Here is a 12,115-nt window from a genome sequence, read left to right on the forward strand (position 1 = left end):
TCACCTATTTAAGCGTCAATGGCTGACCAGTTAAACGCTCAAACGCTTCCATGTATTTTTCGCTGGTTTTGCTGGCAACATCTGCTGGCAATGTTGGTGCTGGCGGGGTTTTATCCCAGCCACTAGCTTCTAACCAATCACGTACGTATTGCTTATCGTAACTAGGTGGATTTTTACCTACTACATAACTCTCGGCCGGCCAGAAGCGTGAAGAGTCGGGTGTTAAAACTTCATCCATCACATGCAACACACCGTTTTCATCTAATCCAAACTCAAACTTAGTATCGGCAATGATAATACCGCGTGTAAGCGCATACTCAGCAGCCTGCGTGTACAAGGCAATGGCGGCTTTGGCCACCTGTGCAGCCATCTCTTCACCAATCAGCGCTGCGCATTGCGCCAAGCTGATATTTTCATCATGCTCACCCACCGCTGCTTTGCTAGATGGTGTAAATAATGGCTCAGGCAATTTAGAGGCCTCTTGCAAGCCCTCTGGCAACGGGATATCACACACGGTGCCTTTGGCTTTATATTCTTTCCAGCCGCTACCAACCAAGTAGCCCCGTACAATCGCTTCTATCGGCAATGCCTTGAGCTTTTTGACTACTACAGCACGATTGGCTAGCTGGGCCTTTTCAGCTGGGTCAGTCACCACACTAGTTGGCTCAATACCGGTTAAATGATTAGGCACTACATCTTTTAACTGCTCAAACCAAAAATTAGCCATTTGCGTTAGCATTGCGCCTTTATTAGCAATACCCGTAGGCAAAATAACATCAAATGCCGACAATCTATCTGTAGATACCAGCAACATCGTGTTGGCGTCGATATCATAAATATCACGCACCTTACCTTGATGGATACGTTTTAAACTTTGAATGCTGGTTTCTAATAGTGGATTATTCATGAGTGATGATGACTATATAAATGGGTAAATTAACCTAAGCAGATATTATAAACGTAGTTTAATTCTGATGAATTTAAAATGCAGAATCCAGCACAAAAATATTGGAATAAATTAAGCTTGTGGGACTAGCAACCACAAACACGGCAAAGTGTTATCCACGATAGTGTAAATAGGCCTTAATCTTTCCGATTTTCGCCAATTCTAATGATTTTAAGCGTATTGGTACCGCCCGGATGGCCAATCGGCTCACCAAAGGTTAACAATACCAGATCCCCCAGATTGACGACACGTTGCCTGAGCAATACTTGCTCCATCTCCATGATAATCTCATCTCGATTTTTACCGGCCTGCTCAATTGGGTAAGGATACACACCACGATGCAAAGTGAGCTTTCTACGTGCGTACTTGTCTGGTGACAAGGCGTAAATCGGCACCTCGGCATCAGCACGTGACAGCCATTGCGCAGCATTGCCGGATTGTGTCAGCGCGGCTATCGCCTTTACTTTTAGGTGTTGCGCGGTATAGATTGCAGCGGCAGCCAAAGCCTCATCGGTTTTAATAAACACCTGATCAAGCTTTTGTGCATGGTGCTGGCTAAAGTACTCTTTCTCTGCCTCAAGGGCTACGCGATGCACCGCCTCCACTGTTTCTAGCGGGTATTGCCCTGCTGCAGTCTCAGCAGACAACATCACCGCATCTGTGCCATCCAGCACTGCGTTGGCAACATCAGAAACTTCCGCCCGGGTTGGAATTGGGCTGGTAATCATCGACTCCATCATCTGCGTTGCGGTAATCACTAATTTATTTTGCGCGCGCGCCATGCGTATCATGCGTTTTTGCAGGCCAGGCACGGCGGCATCGCCTACCTCAACGCCCAAATCACCGCGCGCCACCATGATGGCATCTGAAGCATCAATAATTGCTTCTAAGTCATTAATCGCCTCGGCTCGCTCAATTTTGGCAACAATACTTGCGGTACCACCAGCCTTGCGCACCAAAGTTCTTGCCAACTCAACATCCAGTGCAGACTTAGGAAATGAAATTGCAATGTAATCCGCATCAAGCGCCACCGCAGTTTTAATATCTTCTCGGTCTTTTTTTGTTAACGCATCTGCAGACAAGCCGCCACCTTGCAGGTTAATCCCTTTGTTATTAGATAACACACCGCCGCTCAGCACTACGCAATGAATCTGGTTGCCTTTCACACGATTAATTTGCATCGTAATGCGGCCATCATCTAGCAATAAGATTGCATTCTCCACCACCTCTTGCGGCAACGCTTTGTAATCTAATCCAACGTGATATTGGTCGCCTAGCTCACAATCGGCATCCAGAATAAAGATATCACCAGTCTTGAGCGTAATTTTACCCAGCTCAAATCTGCCAATGCGGATTTTAGGGCCTTGCAAATCACATAACACCCCGACAGGGCGGCCTAACTTCATCGCAATATTACGGACAATCTCGGCGCGCTTGATGTGGTCTTCCGCATTACCGTGTGAAAAGTTCAAGCGTACGACATTGACTCCGGCAGTGATCATCCTTGCCAACATCTCATCACTACTGGATGATGGGCCTAATGTCGCTACAATCTTTGTTTTACGTAGTGTCAAACTGTTACCTTAATTTCTCAAAAAATAACGCTCGCAAAATAAAAATGGGGCTACTAGCCCCATTTTTAAAGTCTTACTTTTTAGCACTAAAGGTTCGAGCTAGTTAACTTTTAGCACGTAATTCCAAAATCTCCACTGCTGGTAATTTTTTACCTTCTAAAAACTCCAAGAAAGCCCCACCCGCAGTTGAAATGTAATCTACTTTACTTTCAATACCGTACTTTTGAATCGCAGCGATCGTGTCACCACCACCCGCCAATGTAAATGCGTTTGTGTTTGCAATCGCATGCGCAATCGTTTTAGTACCTTCACCAAACTGATCAAACTCAAACACACCCACTGGGCCATTCCATACCACAGTGCCTGCATTTTTAATGATCTCTGCTAATTCATTAGCAGATTTCGCGCCAATATCAAAAATCATATCATCTGCTGCCACATCAGCCACGTCTTTCTTGACTGCTGGCTCATTTGCATCAAATTTCTTAGCACAGACTACATCAACTGCCACTGGCACGGCTGCGCCTCTTTGGGACATTTTGTCCATTAAGGTGCGTGCTACCGGCGCTAAATCATCTTCACACAATGATTTACCCACTTCAAAACCAGACGCTTTTAAGAAGGTATTGGCGATACCACCCCCGACTACTAGCTGATCTACTTTTTCAGACAAGCTCTCAAGCACTGTCAGCTTAGTTGAAACTTTGCTGCCGCCAACAATCGCCACCATCGGACGTGCCGGACTCAACAACGCCTTAGTCAGTGCTTCTAACTCATTTACCAGTAGTATGCCGGCAGCTGCCACTGGTGCAAACTTTGCAACACCATGTGTGCTGGCTTCCGCACGATGTGCCGTGCCGAAAGCATCCATCACAAAAATATCGCATAGCTTGGCATATTTTTGTGACAATTCATCGTTACTTTTTTTCTCGCCTTTGTTAAAGCGGCAGTTTTCCAATACCACCAACTCCCCCGCAGCTACATCAAAGCCACCGTCCACCCAATCCTTAATCAGGCGTACAGGTTTTGCCAGCTTTGCTGAAATCACATCGACCACTGGCTGCAATGAGTTTTCTGCTGAGTAAACGCCTTCTTCAGGGCGGCCTAAATGCGATGTCACCATCACTTTTGCGCCGGCCTTCATGGCAAACTCTATCGTTGCCATTGAAGCAGTAATACGCGCATCTGATGTCACTTTACCATCAGCAACCGGTACGTTAAGGTCGGCGCGGATCAATACGCGCTTGCCGCTCAAATCCAGATCTGTCATTTTGATCACGTTCATGACAAATCTCCTTATTTAGCCGACATCATAGCGACAACGTTATCTAACATACGACAGCTAAAGCCCCACTCATTGTCATACCATGCACATACTTTTACCAACATACCATCTTTAGTGACTTTGGTTAGGGTTGCATCAAAGTTAGATGAGAAATCAGTGTGGTTGTAATCCACAGAAACCAATGGTGCCTCGTTGTAAGACAATATACCTTTTAACGCAGCACTATTTGCCGCTTCGTGCATAATATGGTTCACTTCTTCTTTGGTGGTTGGACGTGATGGTGTGAATGTTAAATCTACCAATGACACGTTAAGCGTTGGTACACGAATTGCGAAACCATCCAACTTGCCGTTCAACTCTGGCAACACTAAACCTACCGCTGCTGCTGCACCTGTTTTGGTTGGAATCAGTGAAGTCGTTGCAGAACGTGCACGACGCATATCTTTGTGATGCGCGTCAGTCAGCACTTGGTCATTAGTGAAAGAATGGATAGTATTCATCAAACCATTCACGATACCTATCTTCTCGTGCAACGGTTTTACCATAGGCGCCAAGCCGTTTGTGGTACATGATGCATTAGAAACTACAGTATGGCTTGCTTTAATGACATCATGATTCACACCATAAACGACGGTTGCATCTACATCTTTATCGCCAGGTGCTGATAACAATACTTTTTTCGCGCCTGCGTCGATATGTGCTTGCGATTTGGCTTTGCTATTGAAGGCGCCGGTACATTCCAGCACGACATCAATCCCTAAATCACGCCATGGTAGCTCAGCTGGGTTACGCGTTGAAAATGTTTTGATTTTATGGCTATTGATAATCATGTCATCGCCATCAACACCTACATCGAATGGGAATCTGCCATGCGCACTGTCATAACGCGTCAGATGGGCATTCGCCTCCGCATCTCCGCCTGAACTGTTGATCGCGATAATCTCAATATCTTTACGACCAGACTCATATAAAGCACGCAACACCATGCGTCCAATACGACCATAACCATTAATTGCCACTCGAATTGCCATGATAATTCCTAAATATTTTCAATTAACTGCAAGCCAGTTAAAGCCATACATAGCTTAAATTCATCTACTACTTAAAGCTAGATACCCGCTACAAAAAACATCAGCTCTATAAAAAATTAAGGCACCCCAAACATGAGGTGCCTTTTAAAAACTAACTGACCAAACTTAATGACTGATGAGCTTGGTCAGCAGTAGTGTATTAAAGCACCGATTTAACAGTTGCAACTACGTTTTCAACTGTGAAGCCAAAATGCTTCATCAATACACCACCAGGTGCTGATTCGCCGAATGTAGCGATACCAACTACAGCACCTTCTAAACCAACATATTTACGCCAGAAGTCTGGGTGAGCAGCTTCCACAGCAACACGTTTAACGCCAGCTGTTAATACGCTGTCTTTGTATGCTTGATCTTGACGATCGAACACGTTAGTTGATGGCATTGAAACCACACGTACTTTAGTACCAGCAGCATTCAATTCAGCAGCAGCTTTAATTGCCAAATCTAACTCTGAACCGTTAGCGATGATGATTACGTCAGCTTTACCAGCCACGTCTGAGAACACATAACCACCCTTACGGATTAGGTCAAAGTCTTTAGCATCATGTTTGATACCAGGCACGTTTTGACGGCTTAATACCAAGCTTGATGGACCATTTTTACGTTCTACAGCAGCAACCCAAGCGATTGCAGTTTCTACTGAATCAGCAGGACGCCATACATCCATGTTAGGAATGTAACGTAAACCTGATGTGTTTTCGATTGGTTGGTGAGTAGGACCATCTTCACCTTGGCCGATAGAGTCATGTGACAAAACAGCGATAGTACGTTGCTTCATCAACGCAGCCATACGCAATGCGCTCTTCGCGTAGTCAGAGAACATGTGGAATGTACCGCCGAATGGAATCAAACCACCGTGCAATGCCATACCGTTCATGATTGCGTACATACCGAACTCACGTACACCGTAAGAGATGTAGTTACCTGGCTCTTTACCAGATACGTGTTTGAAGCTAGCAGCTGCAGTCAGGTTAGAACCTGTCAAATCAGCAGAACCGCCCAAGAACTCTGGCAATAATGGTGCTAGTGCAGTAATTGCATTTTGTGAAGCTTTACGTGTTGCAACGCCTTCTGCTTTTTCGTTTGTAGCAGCGATAAATGCATCAGTTGCTTGTTTCCAGTTAGCTGGCAAGTCACCTGCCATACGGCGTTTGAATTCTGCAGCTTCAGCTGGGAATGCAGCAGCATATGCAGCAAATTTTTCGTTCCAAGCAGCTTCAGTTGAAGCGCCTTTAGCTTTTTGATCCCAACCAGCGTAAACGTCAGCAGGAATAACAAATGGCTCATGTGGCCAGCCGATGTTAGCGCGAGTAGCCGCAACTTCTTCTAAACCTAATGCAGAACCGTGGCAGTCATGTGAACCAGATTTGTTTGGTGAACCCATGCCGATGATGGTTTTACAGCAGATCAATGATGGTTTGTCTGTCACTGCTTTAGCCGCTTTAACCGCTGCGTCGATAGCAGCAGAATCGTGACCATCTACTGATTGAACGTGCCAGCCGTAAGCTTCAAAGCGCTTAGCTGTGTCGTCTGTGTACCAGCCTTCAATGTGACCATCGATAGAAATACCGTTGTCATCCCAGAAAGCAACCAATTTACCTAAGCCCCATGTACCAGCCAAAGCACAAGCTTCGTGTGATACACCTTCCATCATACAGCCGTCACCTAAGAAGCAATATGTGTAGTGGTCAACGATGTCGTGACCTGGTTTGTTGAATTGGTCAGCCAATAGTTTTTCCGCCATTGCGAAACCAACTGCGTTGGTGATACCTTGACCTAATGGACCTGTCGTTGTTTCAATGCCTGGCGCGTAGCTGTACTCTGGGTGACCAGCACATTTTGAGTGCAACTGACGGAATGTTTTGATTTCATCCATAGGCAAGTCGTAGCCTGTTAGATGTAACAATGAGTAGATCAACATTGAACCGTGGCCGTTAGAGAGCACAAAGCGGTCACGATCAGCCCAGTTTGGATTTGTTGGATTGTGACGCAAGTGGTGATTCCACAATACTTCTGCGATTTCAGCCATGCCCATAGGCGCACCTGGGTGGCCTGAGTTAGCTTTTTGCACTGCATCCATAGATAACGCACGAATTGCATTAGCTAGGTCTTTACGTGTTGCCATTGTTTTCTCCCTAATGATTAATACTTGAGGACTTATAAAGATAGCGTTTTGCGCGAAACCTCATAAACCTTAATTGAAGTTTTCAAAAAGACAGCAAAATCCACTGCTTTTCCGTGAAAGCTAAATTATTGCTTAGATAGCTTTTTTCGGCAAGTACAACATAAGAAAAGTGGCGACCTCCTGCAAAGCCCCACTTTCAAAATATTGGCTAAATGCCGTTGAATTTAATCCATTTTAACCAAGCGCTGGCTGGCAACAGATTGCAGTACCGCCTCAATTGCTTTGCAGTTTGCTTTTGCATCTGAAAAAGTAAGATGTGTAGGTTGGTTGTTGAGTACACAATCACTGAAGTGCTCAATTTCCAAATTAAAGTGGTTGCTTGGCGCAAAGCGCTCTTCAGCATATTTACCATCTTCAGTCGCCCACGACACAACAGGCACGTCATTCTGGAACACCCATGCGGCATGGCATTTCACCCAGCCCTTAGTACCGATGATTTCATACTCCGATTTGCGTGAGCGTTCAAAACTCACATCAAAATGACCAAATAGCGCGCGGCCTTCTGTATCGCGTCCAAAATCCAGCACGCCACTGGTAACAGTGTCTGCACCCACGTCGTTCAATTTGGCGTGCGCCATCACCGATACCGGCTCTAGCGGCTGCACATTATTGCTGCCAGCCTGCAAACCCATCACCCAACGTAAAGAGTGGATGGCATAAGGGCCAATATCCCACATCGCGCCGCCGCCTTGTGCGACACCACTGGCAATACGGTACATACGCGCAGGGCGCATTAAAAATGAGTAACTGGCACGTGCAGATAACACATCACCAATCAAGCCAGACGCCACTATCCCCTGAATACGCGCATGTTGCGGATGAAAGCGATACATAAAGCCTTCCATCACTTTTACATTATTCTTTAGTGCTGCTTGTTCAATCCTCTCGATATCGGCTACGGTCAGCGCCATCGGCTTCTCAATCAGCACATGCTTACCGGCATTGATTGCCTTAAGCGCCCACTCTGCATGCTCATTATTGGCCATCGGACAATAAACAGCCTCGACATTAGCATCGTTAATCAGCGCGTCCATCTCGTCATAACACTGCACTTCACTCGCATGACATGGCGCATACTTTTGCAAGGTAGCGTTGGCTGCGCCAGCACGACGGCTGGCAATCGCTACCAGCTGGGCATTAGGCGCTTCGATAATCGCTGGCAGCAAACGCTCGTTCACACGCGCTGCTCCTAATATACCCCAGCGTAATTTCCTATGTTCAGTCACGGTCTGCGTCACAATCTATCCTTTATTCTCATTAAACCAACTTAAAAAGTGCGCTCTAGCTGGCTAGCCAGACACACGATAAAACATATTGCCACTTAGAATATCACCACTTAGCCAGACAAAGCTCTCAGATTAAAACTTAAAGCCTTGATAAAGTTTCTCATACTGCGCAGCATACTCCTGCAAAATTAGGTGTCGCTTAATTTTCAAGGTGGGCGTGAGCAGGCCATTTTCTATGGTCCACGGTGTAGACAGCAAAGCGATTTTTCTTACTTTGGCATAACCGGGGAAAGACTTCATCTGCGCCGCCACGCGTGTAAGAGCAAACGCACAGACCTGACGATCTGCCAGCCCTTCAGGCCAAGCGCTAGGCAAATGATGCTTTTGCGCCAACGCCAGCCACTTTTCCTGATTCACCACCGCTAGCAAGCCTAAATACGGCCTACCCTCACCAACCAGCATTACCTGCTCAAACAAATGGTCTGCCATAATTGCAGCCTCAATATCAGTGGGTGGCACTTTCTCGCCATTGGAAAGCACAATAATCTCTTTAATCCGCCCGGTAATAGTAATACGACCACTTTGGTCAATACTTGCCACATCTCCGGTTTTCAGCCAACCATCGGCGGTAAATATGGCGTTGTTTGCATCCGGGTTATTCCAATAACCCGGCATCACATTGGGGCCACTCACCTCTAAGCCACCGGATACATCCAGACGCACCTGCACACTTGGTAAAGCTTGCCCCACGCTGCTTGGCACATTATTCTCTGCCTTATTTACGCTAACCACCGGGCTGGTTTCAGTCAACCCATAGCCCTGAACAATGGGCACGCCCAAGCCAATAAAAGTACGCGCACTATCTGCCGACAAGGCAGCACCGCCAGCAACGGCCAAACGTAAGCGTCCACCTAAACGCGCTTGTAATTTGCTGGCAACCAAGCATTTTAAGATTGGCCACAACAAATGCCGCCAATGCCACTTGGCTCGACCCTGCGCATATTCAAAACGGCGATAACCCACATCCACCGCCAATGCAAATAAACGTAGCGCATAAGCCGGCCCCGCCTCCAATTTACTGCGTAACGCAAGCTGGATCCGCTCAAAGATGCGCGGCACGGTGACGATGATAGTGGGACGCACTTTCAGCAAATCATCCTGCAACTGCTGCACGGAGCGTGCAAATGCAACAGTGGCGCCAGACATCATTGGCAAACAATACCCAGCCATCCGTTCCAACGCATGCGACAGCGGTAAGAAAGACAGAAACACATCATGCGGGTAAACAGCGAAATACACTAACGCATCACTAGCGTTATGCATGAGGTTGCTGTGCGTAAGCATCACACCTTTCGGCCTACCAGTCGTGCCTGATGTATAAATGATGGTTGCTAGCGTATTAGCGTCTGATACGCGGTGCTCAAACTCATTTTGTGCGACTGAAGCTGGCAGCCATGCATCTAGGCTAGAGATGCGCTGATCACCATTATCTGCTGGCAAAGGCTTGCAGACAACTACACGCTGCAAGCTTTTGAAATCAACACCAAGCGCACCAACTGCCTGCCAATCGCTAGCACAATTAACCAGCAATAATTTGGCGCCGGAATCCTGCAGCACATGCGCGATATTTTCAGCTCGATCGGAGACATAAAGCGGCACTGTGACCAGCCCCAAGCCTAAGGCAGCCTGATCAAAAATGACCCAACTCGGGCAATTTTTAAGCATAATGGCAACGCGGTCGCCAATTGCCAAGTTCTCACGCAACAACGCCTGCTGCCACCTAACTGCCTGCTGCATGGCAGATTGCCAGGTGATCTCGCGCCAATCACCCGCGGCTTCATCAAAATAGCGATACGCGACATGATGGGGCGAGCGCCTGACCCGCTCATGAAACAAGCCATCTAGCGTGAATGCAGCCTCAGGTGAAATGTAATCCACAACACACGGATTCATCGCTAACTTTTAAATGGACTCCTGCGGGAACCATTTAATACTACAGCCGATACTTGCTATTTGCTCTTTAGGTCCCTCACCGGTTTCAGCGATTAGCTTCATTGCGTTAAACAAGTCTCTAGGATGATTTTCATCTGATTGACGGCGCCCAGCTGCATCAAACCGCCCACGATACTGCAACTCCAAGTCTGCATTAAAACCAAAAAAATCAGGGGTACAGACAGCACCGTAAGCTTTTGCCACTTCCTGTGTTTCATCCAGCACATAAGGGAAAGGGAAGTTGAATAATTTAGCCTCCTCCATCATGCGCTCGAATGAGTCTTCCGGGTAGTTCTCTGTGTCGTTACTCTGAATCGCAATCGTGTTGATTCCATATTGCAAAAGCTCTCGGCAATCGTCAACGAGACGGGTTTTAATGGCTTTCACATAAGGACAGTGGTTACAGATAAACATCACTAGCAAGCCGTTTTTACCTGCGCTATTTGCTAACGTGTATCGCTTGCCATCCACCCCTAGCAAATCGAAATCTACCGCTGGTTGACCAAAATTACAGACTGGGGGATTTAAGCTAACCATTTTATTCTCCTTATTTCGTTATACTTATTACTCTGACAACGTTAATGTTTATATTATCACTTTTGTTTTATTGTTTGCTTTACTTTTGGAGTCGCCCGCTTTATGGCTAATTTGCGCTTTTACACCCCTTCAACTTTAGCACTTGGTGCATTGGTTCAACTCTCAGAAAGTGCGGCCGCGCATGCCACACGTGCGCTACGCCTTAACGTTGGCGATGATGTAGTTTTGTTTAATGGTGATAGCTTTAATTACAGCTGCACACTCACCGATATCAAAAAAAATAGCGTGACAGCAATTGTGAACAGCGCCACCGAGGTGCATAACGAATCACCACTCAACATCACGTTGGTGCAAGCGATTTCCAGTGGGGACAGAATGGACTTTACCATTCAAAAGGCAGTGGAACTTGGCGTAAAAAACATTCAGCCAATTAGCAGCAAACGTAGTGTAGTAAAACTATCAGCCGAACGTGCGGAGAAACGTACCGAACATTGGCAAAACATTGCCATTTCGGCTTGTGAACAATCTGGCCGTGCTTATGTACCCAACGTACTCGCCCCCACATCACTTGAACAGTGGCTGAGCAAAAACCCTAGTGCCAATAGCACGCGTATTTTACTTAATCCAATTGGCGCGATACGACTGACAGAAATCCCCAAACCCACAGATGAGATTCAGCTATTGATTGGCGCAGAGGGGGGGCTTAGCCAGGAAGAAATTGATTTAGCCACCTCACATCACTTTCAGTCTATTGTATTGGGCCCACGCATTTTACGTACAGAAACCGCTGCCTTAACTGCAATAGCCGCTATGCAGTTAGCTTGGGGGGATTTTTAGTTAGTCAAAGCCATGTACCTGAGAATAGGCACTTAGATTACCAAGCTCAGCTAGCGGCTACATATGACGTTAGCCTTCACTTCGCCTATGCTATACGGCACCACGTCTGACCAACTGGTCTCTGCTTCTGGCAGGCGATAGGTCGTTAACACATCGCCTTGTGCCATATTGCCAACATAATATTGGATAGATAGCGCTTTAAATTTCTTATTTTTACAATCATGCAACTCCAGCCACTGTGACGACATTTCGCCCTTGACCTGCTGCACATAATAGTCATTCAAGGTTGATACCGTCACTAAACCCGCAGACTTCTGCACTGTATCAAAATCAATATACATATTGCCATTATCGTTAGTTTGAACCATGGTCCAATCAGCCAGCGCTTGGCCAGACCACACAACGAACACGACCATTAAGAATTTATGCATGCTTTACCTTG

Annotated in this window: 10 protein-coding genes; 1 reads left to right on the top strand and 9 read right to left on the bottom strand. The window is 46.5% G+C overall.

What is annotated here, in order from left to right; translation table 11 throughout:
- Positions 1 to 4 precede the first annotated feature (4 nt).
- The 8 genes from C3Y98_RS10815 to C3Y98_RS10850 form a co-directional block, all read right to left on the bottom strand.
- Complete coding sequence (locus tag C3Y98_RS10815; RefSeq protein ID WP_135278608.1) at positions 5 to 907, bottom strand: phosphoribosylaminoimidazolesuccinocarboxamide synthase; 903 nt, start codon at positions 905 to 907, stop codon at positions 5 to 7.
- Positions 908 to 1,083: 176 nt separating this feature from the next.
- A complete protein-coding gene (pyk, locus tag C3Y98_RS10820) occupies positions 1,084 to 2,520 on the bottom strand; it encodes a pyruvate kinase (RefSeq protein WP_135278609.1) in 1,437 nt (478 codons plus the stop codon).
- A gap of 103 nt (positions 2,521 to 2,623) precedes the next feature.
- Positions 2,624 to 3,805: a phosphoglycerate kinase gene (locus C3Y98_RS10825; RefSeq protein ID WP_135278610.1), complete on the bottom strand. Its 1,182-nt coding sequence runs from the start codon at positions 3,803 to 3,805 to the stop codon at positions 2,624 to 2,626.
- 11 nt (positions 3,806 to 3,816) lie between these two features.
- Positions 3,817 to 4,836 (bottom strand): type I glyceraldehyde-3-phosphate dehydrogenase, encoded by a 1,020-nt coding sequence (gene gap, locus C3Y98_RS10830; RefSeq protein ID WP_135278611.1) that lies wholly within the window; start codon positions 4,834 to 4,836, stop codon positions 3,817 to 3,819.
- A 199-nt stretch (positions 4,837 to 5,035) separates the two neighbouring features.
- The gene (tkt, locus tag C3Y98_RS10835; protein ID WP_135278612.1) at positions 5,036 to 7,021 is read right to left on the bottom strand and encodes a transketolase; all 1,986 of its coding nucleotides are present in this window, start codon (positions 7,019 to 7,021) and stop codon (positions 5,036 to 5,038) included.
- A gap of 224 nt (positions 7,022 to 7,245) precedes the next feature.
- A complete protein-coding gene (locus C3Y98_RS10840) occupies positions 7,246 to 8,322 on the bottom strand; it encodes a Gfo/Idh/MocA family protein (RefSeq protein ID WP_425339470.1) in 1,077 nt (358 codons plus the stop codon).
- 117 nt (positions 8,323 to 8,439) lie between these two features.
- Positions 8,440 to 10,260: an AMP-dependent synthetase/ligase gene (locus tag C3Y98_RS10845; RefSeq protein WP_135278613.1), complete on the bottom strand. Its 1,821-nt coding sequence runs from the start codon at positions 10,258 to 10,260 to the stop codon at positions 8,440 to 8,442.
- Between the two features lie 9 nt (positions 10,261 to 10,269).
- Positions 10,270 to 10,836 carry a thioredoxin family protein gene (locus C3Y98_RS10850; RefSeq protein ID WP_135278614.1) on the bottom strand — a complete coding sequence of 189 codons (567 nt, stop codon included), beginning with the start codon at positions 10,834 to 10,836 and terminating at the stop codon, positions 10,270 to 10,272.
- Between the two features lie 102 nt (positions 10,837 to 10,938).
- On the opposite strand from C3Y98_RS10850, the gene C3Y98_RS10855 reads away from it, so the two are divergent.
- On the top strand, positions 10,939 to 11,673 hold the full coding sequence (locus C3Y98_RS10855) for a 16S rRNA (uracil(1498)-N(3))-methyltransferase (protein WP_135278615.1): 735 nt from the start codon (positions 10,939 to 10,941) through the stop codon (positions 11,671 to 11,673).
- A gap of 50 nt (positions 11,674 to 11,723) precedes the next feature.
- Here the strand turns inward: C3Y98_RS10855 and C3Y98_RS10860 are convergent, their stop codons facing one another.
- Positions 11,724 to 12,104, bottom strand: a complete 381-nt coding sequence (locus tag C3Y98_RS10860; protein WP_135278616.1) for a surface-adhesin E family protein — start codon at positions 12,102 to 12,104, stop codon at positions 11,724 to 11,726.
- Between the last annotated feature and the right edge of the window lie 11 nt (positions 12,105 to 12,115).

The sequence above is a fragment of the Methylotenera oryzisoli genome (genome assembly GCF_004661485.1).
GTDB classification, from domain to species: domain Bacteria; phylum Pseudomonadota; class Gammaproteobacteria; order Burkholderiales; family Methylophilaceae; genus Methylotenera; species Methylotenera oryzisoli.

What these genes read in the sequence shown, in the direction of transcription:
- C3Y98_RS10815 (WP_135278608.1), bottom strand. Translation starts at nt 907, where the DNA reads ATGAATAATCCACTATTAGAAACCAGCATTCAAAGTTTAAAACGTATC.
- C3Y98_RS10825 (WP_135278610.1), bottom strand. Translation starts at nt 3,805, where the DNA reads ATGAACGTGATCAAAATGACAGATCTGGATTTGAGCGGCAAGCGCGTA.
- gap (WP_135278611.1), bottom strand. Translation starts at nt 4,836, where the DNA reads ATGGCAATTCGAGTGGCAATTAATGGTTATGGTCGTATTGGACGCATG.
- tkt (WP_135278612.1), bottom strand. Translation starts at nt 7,021, where the DNA reads ATGGCAACACGTAAAGACCTAGCTAATGCAATTCGTGCGTTATCTATG.
- C3Y98_RS10845 (WP_135278613.1), bottom strand. Translation starts at nt 10,260, where the DNA reads ATGAATCCGTGTGTTGTGGATTACATTTCACCTGAGGCTGCATTCACG.
- C3Y98_RS10850 (WP_135278614.1), bottom strand. Translation starts at nt 10,836, where the DNA reads ATGGTTAGCTTAAATCCCCCAGTCTGTAATTTTGGTCAACCAGCGGTA.
- C3Y98_RS10855 (WP_135278615.1), top strand. Translation starts at nt 10,939, where the DNA reads ATGGCTAATTTGCGCTTTTACACCCCTTCAACTTTAGCACTTGGTGCA.
- C3Y98_RS10860 (WP_135278616.1), bottom strand. Translation starts at nt 12,104, where the DNA reads ATGCATAAATTCTTAATGGTCGTGTTCGTTGTGTGGTCTGGCCAAGCG.